The following is a 21,693-nucleotide window of genomic DNA, read 5'->3' on the forward strand; positions in this document are numbered from 1 at the left end:
TATGATTAGTCTGTCATAAATATAACTAAATTCTTTATTTAAAAAAATCCATTCCTGGAATATTAGGCATGCCATCTTTTGCTACCGCTCCTAATTCGGCCTCATTTACTTTAGTTGCTTTTTCAATAGCTTTGTTGATAGTTAGCACCAGATAATCCTCAAGTTGTTCTTTGTCAGCAAGTAGGCTGTCATCAATATCGATTGATTTAATCTCCCTATTGGCCGTTAAAGACACTTTAAGCAATTCGTCGGAACTTGATTCATCTACTATTACAGAATCCAATCGCTTCTTTGTTTCTTCAATTTTTTTCTGGGTTTCTTTCAGTTTACCCATCATACCCATAAGATCTCCAAACATAATTTTATAATATTTATAAGTTTAAGCTCACGCAAAAATACTAAATTAGAGGCTGTACAATAAAAATCTTAATGGAAAACAAAATTTTTGTTTTAGTACTATGTGCTATTTTTGCTACCTCATGCAAACTGGAAAAGCAAAAAGATAATATGATTCACATTCAAGCTCCAAAGGCTAAGATAGAGCCTACCTCATTAGAAAAACACGGTGATATTAGAATAGATAACTATTTCTGGATGAATCAGAGAGATAGTAAAGATGTTTTGGCTTACTTAGAGGAAGAAAATGCCTATTACGATGAAATGACCAGGCATACCAAGGAATTTCAGACAAGCTTATTCGAAGAGATGAAAGGGAGGATAAAGGAAGACGATTCCTCAGTTCCATATAAATATAATGGATACTGGTATATAACGAGATATGAAACTGGCAAGGATTATCCTGTTTATACCCGTAAAAAAGGATCTTTAAAAGCCAAAGAAGAAGTGTTGTTCGATTGTAACCAAATGGCTGAAGGACATTCTTACTTTCATCTTAAAGGAATAAATATTAGTCCGGATAATAAGTTTGTGGCTTATGGGATCGATACAGTAAGTCGAAGACAGTATGATATAAAGATAAAAAATATTGAAACCGGAGAGGTACTTCCTGTAGTTATAAAGAATACAACAGGAGGAAGTGTTTGGGCTAATGATAATATCACTTTGTTTTATACTCGTAAAGATCAGCAAACCCTTCGCTCAGATAAAATTTACAAACATACTTTAGGAACAGATGTTTCTAAGGATAAGCTTGTCTACGAAGAAAAAGATGAAACTTTTAATGCATTTGTTTATAAAACCAAATCTAGAAAGTATATAGTTTTTGGAAGTTCGAGTACCCTTACGGCAGAGTATAGTATTTTACCCGCTGATAATCCTGATGCTGCATTGAAAATTTTTCAAGGTAGAGAGCGAGGTATGGAATATGGGTTATCTCATTTTAATGATTCTTTTTATATACTTACCAATGCAGATGGAGCTATCAATTTTAAATTGATGAAAACTCCTGAACATGCAACTGAAAAAGAAAACTGGATAGAAGTAATAGGGCATAGAGAAGATGTTTTATTGGAAGATATCGATATATTTAAAGACTTTTTAGTGGTTAGTGAAAGAAGTGAAGGATTAAATAAAATAAAGGTAATAAGATGGGATGGACAGGATGAATATTACCTTCCATTCGATAATGAAACCTATACAGCTTACTCCACAACTAACATTGAGTTTGATACTCAGATCCTTCGATATGGTTATACCTCCTTAACTACACCTGCCTCCATTATCGATTTTGATATGGTAACTAAAGAAAAAGAGGTTAAAAAGGAACAAGAGATTTTGGATCCGAAATTTGATAAAAGGAATTATGTTTCCGAAAGGGTTTGGGCAACTGCAGAAGATGGCACCAAAGTTCCGATTTCCTTAGTGTATCGTAAAGGGATAAAAAAAGATGGGTCAAATCCGCTTTTACAGTATGGATACGGGTCATATGGAGCTACTATTGATCCATATTTTTCTTCATCGAGATTAACCTTACTGGATAGAGGTTTTATTTATGCCATTGCACATATACGAGGTGGTGAGTATCTAGGAAGACCTTGGTATGATGATGGAAAGCTACTCCGAAAAAAGAATACATTTACTGATTATGTTGCTGTTTCAAAATTCTTAATTGATCAAAATTATACGTCACCTGAACATTTATATGCCATGGGTGGTTCTGCAGGAGGACTGCTTATGGGGGCCGTTATGAACATAGCGCCGGAATTGTATAATGGTGTAATTGCATCTGTGCCTTTTGTGGATGTTGTTACAACGATGTTAGACGAATCAATCCCTTTAACAACCGGCGAGTACGATGAATGGGGAAATCCAAATGATAAAGAGTATTACGAGTATATTAAATCATATTCTCCTTACGATAATATTGAAAATAAAAGCTATCCTAACTTACTGGTTCTTACAGGATATCATGATTCTCAGGTTCAATATTGGGAGCCTGCAAAGTGGGTGGCAAAATTAAGAGAATTAAAATCAGACGATAACAAATTATTATTTCATACGAATATGGATGCTGGTCATAGCGGTGCTTCGGGTAGATTTGAAGCGTTAAAAGAATTGGCAGAAGAATATGCATTCCTGTTGGATTTAGAACATATTCAGGACTAATTCAAAAAAAAGTTTAACTTTGCACCGTTTGAATTCAGCTAATAAACCATTTTGTACCTAACCCCACTATTATGGAACAAAAGATAAATGCTTACGATAATGTTTTAGACCTAGTAGGCAATACCCCATTGATTAAGCTAAGCAAAATAGCTAAAAATTTTAAAGGTAATTTTTATGCTAAGGTAGAAGCTTTTAATCCTGGGCACTCCACGAAAGATAGAATTGCTTTATATATTATTGAACAAGCTGAAAAGAAAGGGATATTAAAGCCAGGTGATACTATTGTAGAAACAACATCAGGTAATACTGGTTTTAGTGTCGCCATGGTGAGTATTATAAAGGGATATGATTGTATTCTTGCAGTAAGTTCTAAGTCTTCTAAAGATAAAATTGATATGTTACGGGCAATGGGTGCAAAAGTGTATGTTTGTCCAGCTCATGTAAAAGCAGATGATCCAAGGTCTTATTATCAGGTTGCAAAGCGCATTCATGAAGAAATGAAAGGATCTGTATATATTAATCAGTATTTTAATGAGCTAAATATGGATGCTCATTATAATTCTACCGGTCCTGAAATTTGGAAACAAACCGCAGGTAAAATAACTCACCTTATTGCCTGTAGTGGAACCGGAGGTACCATTTCCGGAACTTCAAAATTTTTAAAAGAACAAAATCCTAACATCAAAATAATCGGGGTTGATGCCTATGGCTCAGTGTTGAAAAAATATCACGAAACCAGAGAATTTGATTCCAATGAAATTTACCCATACCGCATAGAAGGGTTAGGAAAGAACCTGATACCAACAGCTACAGATTTTGATTTAATAGATAAATTTGTTAAGGTAACGGATGAAGAAAGTGCGCATACGGCAAGAGATATATCCAGAACAGAAGGAATGTTCGTTGGGTATACTTCCGGAGCGGCATGGCAGGCTATTAAACAATTGGAGATAGAAGGCGAGTTTGATGAGCATAGTAATGTAGTTGTAATATTTCCGGACCATGGATCTAGATATATGAGTAAGATTTATAGCGACGATTGGATGAATGAACAAGGCTTTTTCGATAGTGTGAATACCGAAGAAGAATGTAAAATAGAACACGTTAAATAATAGGAATTTAACGAATATAAAATAGCACCTAAGGGTGCTATTTTGCTTAAAAGTATTAATATAAATAGCATTTAGGCTATCGATTTTTTATGATATCAATCGAAAAATCTTTAGTTTTGCATGCTTTTTAATTTTAACTGAGTTGTAATTAACCCGAAAATCTACATGAGAGATTTATTTGAAAGAATACAGAATAACAAAGGGCCTCTAGGTAAATGGGCATCGCAAGCAGAAGGATATTATGTGTTTCCTAAGTTGGAAGGAGAATTGGGGCCACGAATGAAGTTTCGAGGAAAAGAGATACTTAACTGGAGTCTTAATGATTATCTGGGGTTGGCAACACATCCTGAAATTAGAAAAGTAGATGCGGAAGCAGCTGCGGAATATGGTGCTGCCTATCCTATGGGAGCAAGAATGATGAGTGGACATACGGACATTCATGAGCAATTAGAGCAGGAACTGGCTAGTTTTGTTAAAAAAGAATCTGCCTATCTGTTAAACTTTGGATACCAGGGAATGGTATCTATTATTGATGCTTTAGTTACAAAAAATGATGTTATCGTTTATGATGTAGATTCTCATGCCTGTATCATAGATGGTGTTCGTTTGCACATGGGTAAACGTTTTACTTATAAGCACAATGATATCAGTAGCCTGGAAAAGAATCTGGAGCGTGCTACCAAAATTGCCGAAGAAAATGATGGGGGTATTTTAGTAATTACCGAAGGGGTCTTTGGAATGAGAGGACAACAGGGTAAATTAAAAGAAATTGCCGCATTAAAAGAGAAATATAACTTTAGAATGCTTGTTGATGATGCACATGGTTTTGGTACACTAGGTGAGACCGGAGCGGGTGCAGGTGAAGAACAAGGAGTTCAGGAGGATATAGATGTGTACTTTTCTACCTTCGCGAAGTCAATGGCAGGTATTGGTGCATTTGTTGCCGGGAACAAAGATGTTATAGACTTTTTAAAGTATAACATGCGTTCTCAGATGTTTGCCAAATCCTTACCAATGATTTTTACCAAAGGAGCTTTAAAACGTCTTGATATGCTAAGAACCATGCCTCAGCTTAAAGCTAAGTTATGGGAAAATGTTAATATGCTTCAAAACGGATTAAAAGAACGTGGTTTTGATATTGGCGACACAAATACATGTGTAACTCCTGTATATCTGGAAGGTAGTATCCCTGAAGCCATGGCTATGGTAAATGACCTTAGAGAAAATTATGGTATTTTCTTGTCTATTGTGGTTTATCCGGTAATCCCTAAAGGAATCATCTTGTTAAGAATGATTCCTACAACCTCGCATAATAAAGAAGATATAGAAGAAACGCTTTCAGCATTTGAAGCTATTCGTGAAAAACTAACGAACGGTACTTATAAAAGATTGTCAGCTGCAGTAGCACAAGCCATGGGCGAATAACAATATTACATAAATACTAATCATAAAAAAATCCGTCCAAATTTGGACGGATTTTTTTATGAGGTTATACATCTTAAAGATATGATTCGAGTTTTATTCAATAAACTATAATGATTTATCGACTAATGGTGTTTTCTATATTTTGATAATTTGCATTAGCAAAAGCATTCGTAATGATTCCTTGGTTATCTGTAATAATAACCTTATTCAAATGGTCTATAACCAGCTTTTTGCTGGTTTCCTGCTGATTGACAGTCTTGTATTGCGATAATTGATTTAAACCATTCGCTTTTACCGTATTCAACCATTGTTCAGGTGAAATGTCATCGAAATTAATCCCAACAAATTGATAAGAAGGGTATTTATTTTGCAATTCAAGCATTCGCTTGTTAATATAGATAAGGTGTCTTTTTTGATTTGTTGACCAGAAATAGAAGATAGTACCTGAGGTTTTAGGATTTTCTACAACATCTGTAATATGTACTGTATCGTCGCTGATTGATGTTAGTAAAATGTCAGGTAGTTTATTCCCAGGTTGTAAATTTCGAATATTTTGAAAGACATTGTTAATTTCTGCTTTGTGACCTTTGTTTTTCGCCACCTCATTGTAAGCTGCAATGAATTGCTCATTATTTTTAAGGTTGTGGTCTCTCAAAAGATAGGAGTAAGCGGCATTTCTAAAGAGGTTATCTCTTAATTCACTACCATCAACCAAGCTATCAATCAAATGAAGTTTGTGAGTATGATAGTGAAGGGTGCGCTCTATTATTTCATCCTTGGAGCAGAACTTTTTACAGTTATTATAAGATAGATTGTTTAAGTGCATTACCAAGAAATCCATATATGGTTTGTAATGAACCATATCATCGTTTCCGTAATCGATAAAACTTCTGTAATCATAAAAATCTCCTGGCATTTCGGGAGCCTGTTTCAGTCCGTGATTCAATCTGTACATGGTAGGATAGTGCTCAAAGGACACAAAATGATTATAATCAATACTGGCTTTAGCAATTTTTTTGGCGCGTTCAGAAATGTCAAAATTTTGAGCGAAAGATTCGAACTGCTCCAGTTTCATTTCTTGAAGGGAATCCATCTTATGTTTAAATGTGAGAGGCTCCAGGCGATAGTAATTGTAAACAAGTTTTTTTTCATCCTCATCTAATAAGAACATATCGATAAGAAAGTTATTTTTTATGGACCCTTTACCAGAAAATACTAAGGAACCGTCAAAGTCAAGCGTATTTAAACGAAACAGGATACTGTCTCCTTTTTCTATAAAAACGTATTGATACTCAGGGTAATGTTTAAAGTTATAGAGTCCCTCTTGCAGATTGTCAAGTCTCATTAAAAATCGATTGTCTTGGTCTAAAACAGCAGAATCGACAACCTCTTCATTATGGTATAATACTACATAGTTTGCTTTAGGGTTTACGATTTCCCCACCAAAGTATGTCGTAGTATTCCGTTTTTCTTCTTGGCAACTGATTAGGGTAATAGTAATAAGAACTAAAAAGAATCTATTCATCTTTATTTCATTAAGCACTTTAGGTAGCTTACTTATAACAAATCTAACAAAGCTTGAGATTTCGTCGTGTTAATGGCTAGTTAAAAAAGTAATTTAAAAGTTATTTAACACCCTTAATTTCATTAGATATTTCTTAATTTTGCGGCAATTAAGAACATCAAAAATAGAATAAATGCTTACAGTATCAAATCTTTCTGTACAATTTGGAAAAAGAGTGTTGTTTGATGAAGTAAATGTCGTATTTACTCAGGGCAACTGTTATGGGATTATTGGAGCCAATGGTGCAGGAAAATCTACTTTTCTGAAAATATTAGCCGGAAAGATGGATCCTACAAGTGGAAATGTTCATTTAGAACCGGGTAAAAGGATGTCCGTTCTGGAACAGGATCACCATGCATATGATGAATATAATGTACTTGATTCCGTTTTAATGGGGAATAAACCTCTTCACAAAGTTAAAACAGAAATGGATGCATTGTATGCTAATTATTCTGATGAAAATGCCGATCGAATTGGAGAGCTTCAGGTTGAGTTTGAAGAAATGAATGGTTGGACAGCTGAAAGTGATGCTGCTTCTATGCTTTCTAACTTGGGTGTTACTGAAGATATGCATTATACTCAAATGGCAGATTTGGATCCTAAACTAAAAGTTCGTGTGTTATTGGCCCAGGCCCTGTTTGGTAATCCCGATGTGTTGATTATGGATGAGCCTACCAATGATCTGGATTTTGAGACTATTGGGTGGTTAGAGGATTTCTTGGCGAATTATGAAAATACAGTGATTGTTGTTTCCCACGACCGTCACTTTTTAGATGCTGTTTGTACGCATATTTCTGATATTGATTTTAGTAAAATCACGCACTTTACAGGGAACTATACCTTTTGGTATGAGAGTAGTCAGCTAGCAGCAAGACAGCGAGCTCAGCAAAATAAAAAAGCAGAAGAGAAGGCTAAAGAGCTTCAGGAGTTTATTCAGCGATTCAGTGCCAACGTAGCAAAAAGTAAACAGGCAACCGCACGAAAGAAAATGCTCGATAAAATTAAAGTCGAAGATATCAAACCATCAAGTAGAAGATACCCTGCTATCATATTTGATATGGATAGGGAAGTGGGAGATCAGATTCTTAACGTTGAAAACCTTTCGGCATCCCTGGATGGAGAAACACTTTTCCAGAATGTGGATATTAACCTGGCTAAAGGAGATAAAGTAGCCTTGATTTCTAAAAATTCCAAAGCAACATCGGCTTTTTATGAAATTGTAAATGAGAATTTAAAACCAGATACAGGTAAATTTCAGTGGGGTGTAACCACCTCTCAAGCATATTTACCAGCTGATAATTCATCTTATTTTGAAAGTGATGATAATCTGGTCGATTGGTTACGTCAATGGGCACAGACTGAAGAAGAGCGTGAAGAAGTCTATATAAGAGGATTTTTGGGAAGAATGTTGTTTAGTGGAGATGAGGCTCTCAAGAAATGTAATGTGCTATCTGGTGGAGAAAAAGTAAGATGTATGACCAGCCGAATGATGATGATGCGCGCTAATGTATTAATGCTGGACGAACCTACGAACCACTTGGATCTGGAGAGTATTACTGCCTTTAATAATTCATTAAAGAATTTCAAAGGGAATGTGATTTTAACAACACATGATCATGAGTTTGCGCAAACGGTAGCAAACAGGATAATAGAACTTACTCCTAATGGAGTTATTGACAGATATATGAGCTTTGATGATTATATGTCAGATAAAGGCGTTCAGGAATTAAGAGATAAAATGTACGGGGTAACCGTTTAAATAAAAAGCCGCTTAATAGCGGCTTTTTAACTTTTTAATTGAATTTTTAATTTCCTTCTTTTGCGATGTCGCCCATTTGATCCATTATTATTTGGGCTTTTTCCAGTTCATCTTCATGAACAAACACTTGTATATATCCGTAGACCTGCGGAGCGAAACCAGCGAGTCTTCCAGACTCAGATTCATCCTTTAAAAGTGGAATGATATCAACCTCTTTCAGCCTCGTAGCTATTTGATCAGCTATTACACCTGGACCCGTATAAATTCTTTTGTAATGTGATTCCATATCTATTTTATTTACTTATAAAGATAATCAGAATAATTTACTTAAATTAGAATTAGTTAGCCATCACTAATGAAAAATTTAGAATATTTCTTTTTGTTCTTAGCTCTTATAGCTGAAATAGTAGGGACTATTGGAGGCTTTGGTTCGTCTGTGTTTTTTGTACCATTGGCAAATTTTTATTTTGACTTCCAATCAGTTTTAGCTTTAACTGCATTATTTCATTTTTCCAGTAATTTGAGTAAAATAGCGCTGTTTCGTAGAGGTCTTAATAAGAACCTTTTAATTTATATCGGTATTCCATCAATAATATTGGTTATAATTGGTGGGGTCTTAACCAAATTATTTAAAACGGACCTACTGGAAATTGCATTGGGAGCTTTTTTGGTAATCCTTAGTCTGGTACTGCTTTTAAAAAGTGAATGGGTATTGAAGCCAAATAAAATAAATGCCCTGCTGGGAGGTAGTGTGTCGGGGTTCATAGCCGGATTGCTGGGTACAGGAGGAGCTATTAGGGGTTTAACCATGGCGGCTTTTAATCTGGAGAAGAGCTCTTTTATTGCTACATCGGCCTTTATAGACTTCTTCGTCGATTCATCAAGGACTATCGTGTATTACCTTAATGGGTATATGAAGAAAGAGTTATTCATTTATATTCCATTTTTATTTGTTATAGGATTTATTGGAACCTATATAGGGAGGTATCTTCTAAAGTTTATTTCACAAGATAATTTCAAAAGGGTATCACTAGGATTAATTTTATTAATTGGATTGGCAACATTAATTAAAATTATATTTACGCATTAAAATACTTACTATTCCAAATAGCATGATTAAAGTTTTTCCCTAGCGCAAAGCCATAAAAGATCACAATGCTACCAATCATTTTAAAAACAAACATATATAATAACCAAAAAGTAGCTTTATCCGGATTAGTAGTAAACAACCTAATGGGTAATAGGCTTGTTACCAAAAGGCTCAGTAATAAAACCAAGAGAATTAAATTTCTTAAATTTTTAAAAGGTAACATCAGGTATTTTCGTAATGGATGTAAATCTTTACCCCATTTATCAATTAAATAAAAATAATTATTACCAATCGGCGCAAATAGTAGCGGATCATCAGCGTTCTTTAATTTAAATAATTTGGAAGGTGCAATAATTCTATATCCTTTAATTTGAATTTGATGTTGTGTTTCAATTAATTTAATTTTGTTTATAGTTTTTTGAGGAAAATCACCTTTAAAATAGGTAGTGCTTAAAAAACGTAAACGGTAATCAATGCATATCTTTTTGATCTGGTTAATATGAAAAATGCTTTCAGTATTAAGGAGATCGAAATTAAAATTATTTTCTAATATTTCAGATTCGGAATCAAGCTGAGATTTTATTCTGATGTCTCTGTTTTCTTCCTTATTTAATATAGCATGTACCTCCTCCAGAATTAACTTGGATGATCTTAAAGCATCTCTGTAATTCTGAAGTTTTGAAACAACATCTACCCGACTTAAAATAGCCATTTGTCAACGTATTTTTTTGTTAACCATCTTAAAATTAAATAATTATGTTTTTTTCGCCAAGATTTCAATACGCAAATTTCTTCAATTAACACTTATGCTTTTGGTTTCTTAACGGTTAATAGAGTATAAGGAGGAGCGTTGTGGAGGAAATATCCTTCTTTGAGAAGAAATGAAATAAAAAAAGCTGTCTATTAAGACAGCTTTTTAATTTATCCATTCTATGAGTTAATTATCTTCAATTAAGTTCTTCGACTTCTTTTTATCAAAGTTTTGAGGAAGATAGCCAAAGAGTTGCTGTTCTTTAATTAATTGAGATATTCCTTCTGGTAATAAATCTTCCCATCCATCTTCACCATCGGCAATCATCTTAAGAACCTCTCTAGAGTATATTTTTAATATTTCAGGATTATAGTCAAATATATCTACTACTTTGCCATTGTATTTAAAAAACTTATATAGTTCTTTCATACGAGGATGCACCTTTAAGTTGTTACTGGTGCTTACAGAACCCGTTTCCGGATTAATCATTGGATACAGGTATACCTTAAGGTCTTTATAGAATAGTTTACCGAATGCCTCTAGTATTCCACCACTAAGATGTCTGTAGTACTTTTCATCAAATATTTCAACCAGGTTGTTAACACCCATAGTAAGAGCCATACGTTCTCTTGAGTAATTCGAAAAGTATTCAACCAGTTTGTAGTATTCCTGGAAGTTTGAGATCATAACCTTATGACCTAATGAACAAAGCAATTGAGCCCTATCCATAAAGTCTTTTTCATCGATCTCACCCTCTGCTCTAAGGTTGGATAATGTTATCTCAAATATCACTACTGCATTATCTTGCTCAACCTTATTCTCACGTATAAAAATCTCATAAGATTTCTTATACATATCCATATTCACAAGCGTAACCGGTCGGAAGCTTCCACGCAACGCTAATATATTTTTTTTGTATAGGACAGCCGCTGGCAATATATTATTACCATCAGGACCAAACATAACTGCCTGAGTCATGCCATTTTTTACAAGCTGCAAGCTCATTAATCGGTTATCAACATCTTTAAAGCTAGGCCCTGAAAAGTTGATTGTATCGATTTCTAAGGTATCTTTATCTATATGATCATATAGATATTTTAAAAGCTTTTTAGGTTTATCATGTTTGTAAAATGCACCGTAAATAAGGTTTAAACCAACAATTCCAAGCGTTTCCTGTTGTAGTCTGGCCTCTGTTTGTTTAAAACGAATATGGAGTACAATTTCATTATAGTCTTCATTCGGATCTACCTGAAACCTAATACCCATCCAACCATGTCCTTTATACTTTTTGCTAAAATCAATAGTAGCTACTGTGTTAGCGAAGGAAAAGAAAAGTTTATTCGGATGTTTTTCACGAGTTATACGTTCTTCCATAAGGCGCATTTCGTGAGAAAGCATTTTTTTAAGTCTAGATTCTGTCACATAACGTCCATCTTCTTCCGGACCATAAATTGCATCACTAAAATCTTTATCATAGGCACTCATCGCCTTGGCAATAGTACCGGATGCTCCACCAGCTCTAAAAAAGTGTCTAACGGTTTCTTGTCCTGCTCCAATTTCAGCAAAAGTACCGTAAATATCTTCATTCAGATTAATCCTAAGAGCTTTGGATTTTAAAGAAGGGATGTTTTCAAAATTTTTATCACCTTGTAAAACAATAGCCATTGTTAAGTTGTTTTGTTTATTGCAAAGTTAATAAGATTCATGAAGGTATTGCTGAAAAACCGGAGAAATTTAAATTGTTTCGACGATCCAATATTTCTTATAATTTCTGTGTTTTAAATACCACGAAAGTTAATTTTTTAAAAACTCTTCATTTTAACTTCAGCACTCTTTTAATGAGAAAAATTTATGTAAGTTTGATTTAAAATACAGCGATTTGAAGGTAACATTTTTAGGTACAGGAACCTCTCAGGGTATTCCTATTATAGGTAGTGATCATCCGGTTTGTTTGAGTGAGGACCCAAGAGATAAACGCCTGAGGGTATCAGTCATGGTTGAATGGGATGACTATCGTTATATTGTAGATTGTGGTCCTGATTTCAGACAGCAAATGCTTACAAATAATGTAGATAGAGTAGATGGTATTTTATTTACCCATGAACATGCAGATCATACGGCCGGCTTAGACGATATTAGGCCTTTCTATTTTCGTCAGGGAAATTTACCTATTTACGGGCATAAAAGAGTTTTAAGATCTTTAGAGAAACGTTTTGATTATATATTCGTAGAACCGCATCAAAGATATCCCGGAGCTCCTGAAGTTGATCAATATGAAATTAAAAATAACCAATCATTTAAGTTAGGAAACTTAAATATAATCCCTGTTAATGTATGGCATCATAACTTACAGGTGTTTGGATACAGGTTCGATAAATTTGCATATTTAACGGATGTAAAAACTATAGATGCTTCAGAACTTCAAAAGTTAAAAGGACTGGATGTGCTAGTGATCAATGCCTTGCGAATTCAGCCACACATATCCCATCTCAACCTCGAGGAGGCATTGGCATTGATCGAAAGAATTAACCCCAAAAAGGCATACCTGACTCACATAAGCCATATGTTAGGTTTCCATGCAAAAGTAGAAGCTAATTTACCAAATAATGTATTTTTGGCTTTCGATAACTTAACTATAGAAATATAACGCTATGAAGAATAAAATTTTCATGTTTTTGTTTTTTTTCTCAGTATTGTTCATTTTATTTCAATACGTGAATTCTAAAAAATATTTTGATGCTGAAACAAAGAAAATGGAAGATCTGAAGGAACAACTAAAAGTCTTAGATGATTCTATTCAGCAACTTACCCTTAATAATTTTAAACTACAATATTTTTCTCTGGAGAATAATGATGATGCACTTACTTATTTTGATGCTGTCAACATAGATGATCTGCCGAGGTATATAGCGGATAAATTATTGGAAACTAATGAGATTAAAGGAGATAATCCCTTAGTTCCATATGCAGGAATGAACGGGTCTATAAAGATTAATAAAATTAAGGTTTTAAACCATAAATGGATTATTGCTGATTTCTCTGATGGTAAATACTGGGGAGAACTTTTTATAAAATATGAACTTAAAGAGGATCTTGGAGTAGATTTTACATTAATTGATCATTTACTTTATACATCGTATTAGGGTAGGGGAAATATGGAAACAAATTTAGTTTGGGGAATTTTTATAGCTGGTATCATCGTTTTTTTAGCGTTGGATCTCGGAATATTTAATAAAAAAGCCCATGTGATTAGTAATAGAGAAGCTGGATTTTGGACGACTGTTTGGGTTAGTTCAGCGTTATTGTTTTCCCTGGTAGTGTACTTTATTTATTCTAAAGGATATATTGATAATCCTGATGATTTAACTCCATCAAATGCTACCCTTAAGTATATTACCGGATATTTAATAGAGCTCTCACTAAGTGTAGATAATATATTTGTGATTGCAGTTATTTTTTCATCCTTTAGTATTCCTCAAAAATATCAACACAGAGTATTGTTTTGGGGAATTTTAGGTGCTATTGTCTTTAGGGCTCTGATGATATTCTTTGGTGTTATTTTGATTAAAAAGATTTATTGGGCAACCTATGTATTTGGAGGATTTTTAATTTTTACGGCTATAAGGATGCTCTTTCAAAAAGAGGAAAGTTTCAATCCTAAAAACTCTTTTGTTTATAAATATGTTCGTAAGGTAATTCCAATTACATCGCAGATTGACGGAGAACATTTTTTGGTTAGACGAAGACATATTTTGGCAGCCACCCCGCTATTAATAGCTTTGATTGTTATAGAATTTACAGATGTACTTTTTGCACTCGACAGTATACCGGCAATTTTAGCAATTACACACGATCCTTTTCTTGTTTTTAGTTCGAACATTATGGCTATAATGGGCCTTAGATCGATGTATTTCTTTCTATCCAATATGCTTAACAAATTTTCTTATTTAGAATATAGTTTGGTGATAATATTAATCTTTGTAGGGATTAAACTAATTGTTTCGCATCATTATAGTTTACCCGAATGGTTGTCGTTAACAATCATCGGAGGTTCGCTTGCAGGAGGAATACTAGCTTCGTTATATTTAAAGCCAAAGAAAAATAAAGAACATTAACTTTAGAAAAAAAGGCTTGCCCCAAGCATTAGACAAGCCTTAAATCTAAACAACCTAACCAACTATTACTATTCTATTTCCGTTGCTAACTTTATTGGAGATAGATTTGCTGTCTCACCCTCAGAATAAAGTCTGGATTTAATAATGAATCGTATTCCTAAAGGTATTTCCAGTGAAAAACTGGAACCTCTTCCTTTTACGATATCAACGGTTAATTGGGTGTGTTTCCAATATTCGAATTGTGACTTAGATATAAAAAAATCGCAATTATGAATAGTACCAAGCCAGATATCATTATGGTCTAAGATAAACTCTCCTTTTGGAAAACACATTGGGGAAGACCCATCACAACACCCTCCACTTTGATGAAATATTAGTTCACCGTGTTGGGCTCGTAATTGATCTATAACCTCTTTAGCGTTATCGCTAATTTCAACCCTCTTTACCATCTTAGAAAAAACCTAAAGCTTTTTTATCATAAGAGATCAACATATTTTTAGTTTGACGATAATGATCTAGCATCATTTTATGTGTTTCACGTCCGATTCCCGATTTTTTATAACCACCGAAAGGTGCATGTGCCGGATAATTATGGTAATTATTTACCCATACACGACCCGCTTTTACAGCTCTTGAAATTTGATAGGCCTGATGCATATCTCTTGTCCATACTCCAGCTCCAAGACCATAAAGGGTATCGTTCGCTATTTCTATAGCTTCAGCTTCATCTTTAAATGTGGTTACACATACTACAGGTCCGAATATTTCTTCTTGAAAAACTCTCATTTTGTTATTTCCTTTCAGAATGGTAGGTTGAATATAGTAACCGCCGTCAAGACCTTCATTATATGCCGCTTCACCACCTGCCAGAACTTCGCAACCTTCTTCTTTTCCTATAGCGATATAGTTTAATATTTTTTCATATTGATCATTTGATGCTTGCGCTCCCATCATGGTAGCCGGATCTAATGGATGTCCCAGTTTAATAGCATTAGTACGTTCAATAACTCTTTCTATAAACTTATCATAAATACTTTCTTGCACTAATATTCTGGAAGGACAAGTACAAACCTCCCCTTGGTTCAATGCGAACATTACAGCACCCTCTAAACATTTGTCAAAGAAATCATCATCTGCGTCCATTATGCTTTCAAAGAAAATATTCGGAGATTTCCCTCCTAATTCAAGGGTTACCGGTATAATGTTTTTGGAAGCATATTGCATAATTAATTGACCAGTTGTTGTTTCACCTGTAAAGGCTACTTTGTTAATTCTTGGGTTAGATGCTAAAGGCTTTCCAGCTTCAACACCAAAACCATTGACAATATTTAAAACCCCAGCAGGAAGAATATCTTCAATTAGCTCCATTAAAACCATGATACCAACAGGCGTTTGTTCTGCGGGTTTTAAAACCACACAATTACCAGCTGCTAAGGCTGGAGCGATTTTCCAGGTAGCCATTAGTATCGGGAAATTCCAGGGTATAATCTGTCCTACCACTCCAAGTGGTTCTGGCACGTTTAGTGAAACTGTATTAGCATCAAGCTCACTCACAGTTCCTTCTTCTGCACGAATAACACCGGCAAAATATCTAAAATGATCAATCGCTAAAGGTAAGTCGGCCGCCATAGTCTCTCTAACCGCTTTACCATTATCCCAGGTTTCAGCTCTTGCCAAGCCTTCCAGGTTTGCTTCCATTATATCAGCGATCTTTAGCAAAAGATTACTTCTTTCAGTTGCTGATGAATTGTTCCAGGAAGGAGCTGCTTTCCATGCAGCATCTAATGCTAATTCTATATCCTCGGCTGTTGAACGAGCTACTTTTGTAAATGAATTTCCGTCAACGGGGGAGATGTTTTCAAAATACTGACCTTTAACAGGCGGGATCCATTTTCCACCGATATAATTGTCATATTGATTTTTGAATTTAGGCTTTTCTATAGCATTTTTTTCAGTTGTTTTGACGTTGCTCATAATTTAATTTTTAAGTTAACATACTGGTTATGAATTTCATAGTGATCTAATGAGGTCACTAAATCAAAAATAGGGAAGCACGCGTTTCTAATTATGAACTATACTGCTATTATGATGAACAATTCTATTAAAAATTGATAATATGACATATTTAGGCTAAATTTATTGAGTATTATTACTTCTGAAGAATATAAAATTATGCATAATGCAATTACCTGAAAGTTTTTTTAAACAAAGGAGGCTCGAAACCTTAGTAGAAAATCAAACCTCCTACACACTTGAAAATGCAGCTTTACATGTTTTTGAGACTCATAAACAAGCAGAACATGTTTTATTACAATTTGATAATCCTGTTTTGGCTAGTATGCTTAAGGGAAAAAAGATAATGCACTTAAAAGATCATAGGTCATTTGATTTTTTGCCAGGAGAATCTTTAATTTTACCTTCAGATGAATTAATGTGTATTGATTTCCCTGAGGCCAGAGAAAACAGTCCTACACGCTGTCTTGCAATGGCAATTTCTGATGACTTAATTAAAGAGGTCATCTCCTTTATGAATGATAAAATGCCTAAATGCGATCAAAGAGAATGGAGTTTTCTTGATTATAATTTCCATTTTACGAATGATATAGGTATTCATCAAATTCTACAACGACTCTTGTTTTTATTTACTGAAGCACATCCTTCAAAAGATTATTTTGTCAACAACATGCTTAAAGAGTTGATAATTAGAATAATGCAAACAAACTCAAATAAGATTTATACGGAAAAAACCATGGATTCATCTAAAGATGGCAGGCTTTCTTATATTATAGAGTACATAAGAAAAAACTTACAAAAATCTATAAGTGTGATGGAGTTAAGTAAAAAAGCCTATATGAGTGAATCCAATTTTCATCGGGTTTTTAAAAACGAACTTGGAATGTCTCCGGTTGATTTTATTAACAATGAGCGAATTAAGTTGGCTTCGAGTTTACTTCAAGATCCCAACCTTAAGATAAAAGAAGTTTTTATGCGCTGTGGCTTTGAAAACCGCTCTTATTTTAATAGATTATTTAAGAGAATTAAGAATGTTTCTCCCAGGGAATATCAAAAGAAGATATTTAAATAGGGTATAGGATGCTAAATATGTTCTTCTAACCATTTCTTTAAAGAAAAGAAGTTCTGTGGAGCGACACCATGTCCAACTGGAAATTCTTCATAAGTACAATCAACATCTAAAGCCTTCAAAAATCCTGGGGTCTTTTTGGCCCATTCTACCGGTATAACCTGATCAACTGTACCATGGGAAGCATAAATACTGAGTTTACTAAAATTATTAGTAGTATAGTCAGGTGCAAGTATTCCCTCATTTATGTAACCGCTAAGAGCTACCACATTTTTAACTTTTTCAGGGTAAGACAGGGCAACAGCATAACTTAAAATTGAGCCTTGGCTAAAACCGAATAAGGTGGTATTCTCCTTGTCCAATTCATAAGCTTCACAAGCTTCATCTATAAAATCTTTAATTAGTTCTCTCGATTTTATAGCTTGTGAATCATCACTCCACTTTCCATCTTCAGCATCGAAATGAATGGCATACCAAGCATAACCAAATCCAGACATTGAGTATGGTGCCCGAACTGAAATAATGAAGAGCTCTTCAGGAAGTTCATCAGCGAAAGAAAATAAGTCATCCTCGTTACTTCCATAGCCATGAAACATAAAAAGAACAGGTGTTTTTTCTTTTTTTAATCTAGGCTGTTTTATAAGGTGATCTAATGAAAGGTCTTGTATTTTTTGCATTATTGAATAAACTTAAACCATTTTTGAAACAATTCACCAACCAGGGGAACTATCGTTTTTCTACCCTTTAGGGCTCCGGAAAATCCATAAACCCATAAAACCAATGAAAAGACCCAAAAACCATAGTAGGCGTAAATATTTTCAAAGAATCCAAGAATAATGGCAATTGAGATATATAACAAATGAATGCCAAAGGCTTGTCGAATATGGAAACGAGCAAATTCATTTTTTGATTCCATATTCATAGAATAAGCAATTAAAGCTCCGGCAATGGTAAGGTAACCTATTATTGCTGTAGTTTTTCCTTCCTTTACAATTGAGTTATTCATTGGTAATTAATTGTCCGTTGTTGTATATGCCGATAACTTTTCCTTTTAATCCTTGTCCAATAAAAGCACTATTTTTTGATTGAGAGTAGATGTTTTCTTTATCAAAAATATATGTTTCTTCAGGGTTGAAAAGAGAAATGTCAGCTTTTTCCCCAAGTGCTATTTTCGAAGTATTAAGACCAAAACGTTCTTTCCCCTTGGTTAATAGTTCGATGGTTTTTTCGGTTCCAAAAATAGTATTCAAGGCACCAAAGGCACTTTCAAGCCCGATAGTTCCGTAAAGCGCATGCTCGAACTCTCTTTTTTTCCATTCTACATCGATTGGATTGTGATCACTGGTCACAAAATCTATGATACCCTCTTTCACACCTGTAATAAGAGCTTCAATATCCGATTGAGTACGTAATGGAGGAAGTACTTTGTAATTAGCATCAAAAGTGTTTAAGACATCGTCGGTCAAAACCATATTATGAATGGCAACACTACAACTTACATCAAGGCCTTTTTCTTTAGCTTCCTTAATAAGCTGAACAGATTTAGCCGTTGAAATGGTTGGAATATGAAGTTTACCTCCTGTATACTCAAGAATGAATAAGTCTCTTGCAATATTTAATTCTTCAGCTAGCGCAGGGATTCCCTTTAATCCTAGTTTCGTAGCGTTAACCTCTTCGTTAACCACGCCTTTACCCGCGATTTTCTTTTCAGAAGGAAATGAAAGTATTAACCCGTCAAAGTTTTGAACGTATTGCAAAGCAATTTTAACAAGGTTAGCATTCGTAATTGACTTTTGATAATCACCAAAAGCAATTGCTCCTGCGCTTTTCATATCATATACTTCAGACAAATCAACACCTTCACTGTTTACAGTAAGGGCACCGATAGGGTATAAATTAACAGCATTACCGAGCGCCTTGTTCTTAAGAAAACCGATATCAGCATTAGAATCAATGACAGGGTTTGAATTCGGATTTACAGCTACTGAAGTAAATCCACTTTTTGCAGCCGTAAGTAATCCATTAGCAATAGTTTCACGTTCTTCATAACCGGGTTCTCCGAAACTTACACTAGTATCAAACCACCCATTAGATACATGGAGTCCCTTAATACTAAGAATTTTAGTCTCTGTACCTGGAGCGATCTCATCTTCTATTTTAGAAATAACTCCATTTTCAATAAAGATGTCTTTAGCTTTTAAGTGATGTTCACTTGAAGGATCTATTATTTTGGCAGCTTTTAAGAGGATGTTCATTTAAAATATTTTAAGATGAGCGATTCAATAATTAAAAATATTAGTGCAAAAATAACAAACCATTTCCAAAGCTCCTTCACTTTGTTTTCGGATTTTAAGTCTTGAAAAAATTCCGGAATAGACTCTGAAATGGTTATATTATTTAATTGATTGATATTTAAGTATTCAAGATTACTTTCATTTCGGTTGGCATTAAAACTTATATTCTGAAGTTTTTCATCTTTTGTATAAATTCCATAATGCCCTTCGGTTGAAACACTGTTTGCAGTATTAATTCGAACCTTTTGACCATAATTCTCCTGGATAGGAATGAAATTATATTGATCATTCTTAATGGTTATGGTCTCATCCTGACTCAATGAAATATTAAAATCAATATCCTCTTGAGCTCCCAGGGTATAATATAACGTTGGTTGAGATAAGCTTTTTTTACCCAAATTATAGAGTATTGGTACAATAAGTGGAGAGTTTTTAAAATTAGAATTTGATTCGTCTAAAGAAGCAGTAAAACTATAATTAGTTTTATTACTGATTAAAAAGGGTTCATTGTTTTCTAAACTCAAAACACTGTTAAAATTACCTGTAATATGAAAGTACCCCTGAACTTCCGGATACTGAAAGTTAGAAACGGGATATTCAAATACCCCATTGAACAGCGGGTGGTCAAAATTGATATTTGTGATTTTTTTACTACTTATAATAAGACTATCAAAAATAACACTCGGAATACCGGAAAATGATTCTTTTACAGGTTTGGAAATATTTGGGATAAAGAGTGTGTTGATACCTTTCTTACTCAAATTGTTTAATGTATTAATCAATGAGGTGGTTGGTGTTAGTTGATTTATTATTATAAGTTGTTGCTTTTCTAAACGATTATAATCCAGTTTGTCAATTTGATAAGATTCGTAATTAAATTCATCTGTTGTGTATATTTTTTTTAAAAAGGAATCATCGGTATCATTAACAGATAGAATATTAATTTTCTCTGGTTCGTTCACAGAAAAATAAAAGTTATTATCATAAGCTAGTCCATCATCAGTAATCGATATCATACCGCTAACACCTGACAGATTGGTAACATCAAATATGGCTTCTGCAGAATTTTTGTCTTTAAAAGATACACTGGTTTTAGCAATTAACGAATTATTACTATTAAATAAAGAAACAGGGATGTTGTTATCTATTTTACCTTGTCTCGATAATTTTGTACTAAGTTGTTTTCGTCCCTCATTATCTTCAATTAGACTAATACTGTCAATACTGATGTTGCTATCAATTATAGATTGAGATTTAATGAGGTTGATATTAAAATTCGTTGTCGTAAATTCAGATACCCGCTGATCAGGAATCTGAAAATCGGAAATTATGACAAGATTTTTAATGCTCGAACTATCCTTTGAAAATAGACTTTTAGCTTTTAAAAGTATTTCATTAAAATCGTATTGGTTTTGGGTATAGCCAATATTTAAAAGTCGCGCTTGAAGTTCACTTGGTCCTACCGACTTTAGTGTAAGGTCGTTGGTGAAAATAGCCACGTTATTATTTTTTGAGACATGGTCTATTAGTTCATTAATGCTTCGTTGTAAAAGTGGACCATTTTCACCCCTTGCTTGCATGCTGTACGAGTTGTCCAGGTATATTATAGTTTCCGTTTCTGCATCAATAAATTCTTTATTTGTGATAAAGGGTTGGGTGAACGCAACTATTAAAAACGAAAGGGTCAGAAGCCTGGATAGAAGAATTAACCATTTTTTTAGTTCCGAACTTTTACGGGTTTCAACGCTAATTTTTTTAAGTAACTGAACGTTCGTGAAAGGCGTTTTTTTGAACTTACGTAACTGAAATAAATGGACTATAATTGGTATAACCAATAACAGAAATGCCCAGAGAAAATCAGGATGTTTAAAATTCATTCGCTTATAGGCTTACATGTCAAATATATGATTTTAAAAAATAGCAACATTCAGCACCT

At 34.0% G+C, this 21,693-nt stretch carries 20 protein-coding genes; 9 read left to right on the top strand and 11 right to left on the bottom strand.

The annotated features are described in order from the left end of the window. Window positions 1–34: 34 nt before the first annotated feature. Window positions 35–358, bottom strand: coding sequence for a YbaB/EbfC family nucleoid-associated protein (locus BM361_RS12305; protein WP_074979172.1), 324 nt, complete (start codon window positions 356–358; stop codon window positions 35–37). 71 nt (window positions 359–429) lie between these two features. On the opposite strand from BM361_RS12305, the gene BM361_RS12310 reads away from it, so the two are divergent. From BM361_RS12310 to BM361_RS12320, 3 genes are all read left to right on the top strand, one after another. After that, window positions 430–2,565 carry a S9 family peptidase gene (locus BM361_RS12310; protein ID WP_074979174.1) on the top strand — a complete coding sequence of 712 codons (2,136 nt, stop codon included), beginning with the start codon at window positions 430–432 and terminating at the stop codon, window positions 2,563–2,565. A 71-nt stretch (window positions 2,566–2,636) separates the two neighbouring features. Further along, complete coding sequence (locus BM361_RS12315; RefSeq protein ID WP_038263487.1) at window positions 2,637–3,677, top strand: cysteate synthase; 1,041 nt, start codon at window positions 2,637–2,639, stop codon at window positions 3,675–3,677. Between the two features lie 165 nt (window positions 3,678–3,842). Then, the gene (locus tag BM361_RS12320) at window positions 3,843–5,102 is read left to right on the top strand and encodes a cysteate-C-fatty acyltransferase (protein WP_038263490.1); all 1,260 of its coding nucleotides are present in this window, start codon (window positions 3,843–3,845) and stop codon (window positions 5,100–5,102) included. 115 nt (window positions 5,103–5,217) lie between these two features. Here the strand turns inward: BM361_RS12320 and BM361_RS12325 are convergent, their stop codons facing one another. Beyond that, entirely contained in the window at window positions 5,218–6,627 is a 1,410-nt protein-coding gene (locus tag BM361_RS12325) for a TlpA family protein disulfide reductase (RefSeq protein WP_074979438.1), read from the bottom strand. A gap of 172 nt (window positions 6,628–6,799) precedes the next feature. On the opposite strand from BM361_RS12325, the gene BM361_RS12330 reads away from it, so the two are divergent. Beyond that, on the top strand, window positions 6,800–8,425 hold the full coding sequence (locus BM361_RS12330; protein ID WP_038263493.1) for an ABC-F family ATP-binding cassette domain-containing protein: 1,626 nt from the start codon (window positions 6,800–6,802) through the stop codon (window positions 8,423–8,425). A 46-nt stretch (window positions 8,426–8,471) separates the two neighbouring features. Here BM361_RS12330 and BM361_RS12335 read toward each other — a convergent pair whose 3' ends face one another. Next, window positions 8,472–8,711 (bottom strand): putative signal transducing protein, encoded by a 240-nt coding sequence (locus BM361_RS12335; RefSeq protein ID WP_074979175.1) that lies wholly within the window; start codon window positions 8,709–8,711, stop codon window positions 8,472–8,474. 69 nt (window positions 8,712–8,780) lie between these two features. Between BM361_RS12335 and BM361_RS12340 the strand changes: the two genes are divergently transcribed. Then, window positions 8,781–9,515 carry a sulfite exporter TauE/SafE family protein gene (locus tag BM361_RS12340; RefSeq protein ID WP_074979177.1) on the top strand — a complete coding sequence of 245 codons (735 nt, stop codon included), beginning with the start codon at window positions 8,781–8,783 and terminating at the stop codon, window positions 9,513–9,515. Here the strand turns inward: BM361_RS12340 and BM361_RS12345 are convergent. Then, the gene (locus tag BM361_RS12345) at window positions 9,505–10,227 is read right to left on the bottom strand and encodes a hypothetical protein (RefSeq protein ID WP_074979179.1); all 723 of its coding nucleotides are present in this window, start codon (window positions 10,225–10,227) and stop codon (window positions 9,505–9,507) included. The two genes, BM361_RS12340 and BM361_RS12345, sit on opposite strands and share 11 nt — an antisense overlap. Window positions 10,228–10,452: 225 nt before the next feature. Continuing rightward, a complete protein-coding gene (locus BM361_RS12350) occupies window positions 10,453–11,931 on the bottom strand; it encodes a nicotinate-nucleotide adenylyltransferase (RefSeq protein WP_038263505.1) in 1,479 nt (492 codons plus the stop codon). Window positions 11,932–12,145: 214 nt separating this feature from the next. Here BM361_RS12350 and BM361_RS12355 point away from each other — a divergent pair, with 214 nt between their 5' ends. Genes BM361_RS12355 through BM361_RS12365 form a run of 3 tightly spaced genes read left to right on the top strand, consistent with a single transcriptional unit; the run spans window position 12,146 to window position 14,381 of the window. After that, window positions 12,146–12,913 carry an MBL fold metallo-hydrolase gene (locus BM361_RS12355; RefSeq protein WP_074979182.1) on the top strand — a complete coding sequence of 256 codons (768 nt, stop codon included), beginning with the start codon at window positions 12,146–12,148 and terminating at the stop codon, window positions 12,911–12,913. Window positions 12,914–12,917: 4 nt separating this feature from the next. Beyond that, window positions 12,918–13,409, top strand: a complete 492-nt coding sequence (locus tag BM361_RS12360; RefSeq protein ID WP_074979184.1) for a hydrolase — start codon at window positions 12,918–12,920, stop codon at window positions 13,407–13,409. A gap of 12 nt (window positions 13,410–13,421) precedes the next feature. Next, window positions 13,422–14,381, top strand: a complete 960-nt coding sequence (locus BM361_RS12365) for a TerC family protein (protein ID WP_038263517.1) — start codon at window positions 13,422–13,424, stop codon at window positions 14,379–14,381. 68 nt (window positions 14,382–14,449) lie between these two features. Here BM361_RS12365 and BM361_RS12370 read toward each other — a convergent pair whose 3' ends face one another. Both BM361_RS12370 and exaC read right to left on the bottom strand, forming a co-directional pair. Then, the gene (locus BM361_RS12370) at window positions 14,450–14,830 is read right to left on the bottom strand and encodes a DUF779 domain-containing protein (RefSeq protein WP_038263520.1); all 381 of its coding nucleotides are present in this window, start codon (window positions 14,828–14,830) and stop codon (window positions 14,450–14,452) included. A 1-nt stretch (window position 14,831) separates the two neighbouring features. Then, a complete protein-coding gene (exaC, locus tag BM361_RS12375) occupies window positions 14,832–16,355 on the bottom strand; it encodes an acetaldehyde dehydrogenase ExaC (RefSeq protein ID WP_038263522.1) in 1,524 nt (507 codons plus the stop codon). Window positions 16,356–16,560: 205 nt separating this feature from the next. Between exaC and BM361_RS12380 the strand changes: the two genes are divergently transcribed. Beyond that, complete coding sequence (locus tag BM361_RS12380; RefSeq protein WP_074979186.1) at window positions 16,561–17,466, top strand: AraC family transcriptional regulator; 906 nt, start codon at window positions 16,561–16,563, stop codon at window positions 17,464–17,466. A gap of 11 nt (window positions 17,467–17,477) precedes the next feature. Here BM361_RS12380 and BM361_RS12385 read toward each other — a convergent pair whose 3' ends face one another. From BM361_RS12385 to BM361_RS12400, 4 genes are read right to left on the bottom strand one after another with little or no spacing between them, the layout of a single operon-like run. Further along, on the bottom strand, window positions 17,478–18,140 hold the full coding sequence (locus BM361_RS12385) for an alpha/beta hydrolase (protein WP_038263527.1): 663 nt from the start codon (window positions 18,138–18,140) through the stop codon (window positions 17,478–17,480). Then, window positions 18,140–18,469: a magnetosome magnetite crystal formation protein family gene (locus BM361_RS12390; protein ID WP_074979188.1), complete on the bottom strand. Its 330-nt coding sequence runs from the start codon at window positions 18,467–18,469 to the stop codon at window positions 18,140–18,142. The genes BM361_RS12385 and BM361_RS12390 overlap by 1 nt, the downstream gene beginning before the upstream one ends. Next, window positions 18,462–19,718 (bottom strand): dihydroorotase, encoded by a 1,257-nt coding sequence (locus BM361_RS12395; protein ID WP_074979190.1) that lies wholly within the window; start codon window positions 19,716–19,718, stop codon window positions 18,462–18,464. Before BM361_RS12395 ends, BM361_RS12390 begins: the two co-directional genes overlap by 8 nt. Further along, the gene (locus BM361_RS12400; protein ID WP_074979192.1) at window positions 19,715–21,634 is read right to left on the bottom strand and encodes a BatA domain-containing protein; all 1,920 of its coding nucleotides are present in this window, start codon (window positions 21,632–21,634) and stop codon (window positions 19,715–19,717) included. Before BM361_RS12400 ends, BM361_RS12395 begins: the two co-directional genes overlap by 4 nt. Window positions 21,635–21,693 lie beyond the last annotated feature (59 nt).

The organism is Zhouia amylolytica, assembly GCF_900116365.1.
Taxonomy (GTDB): Bacteria; Bacteroidota; Bacteroidia; order Flavobacteriales; family Flavobacteriaceae; genus Zhouia; species Zhouia amylolytica.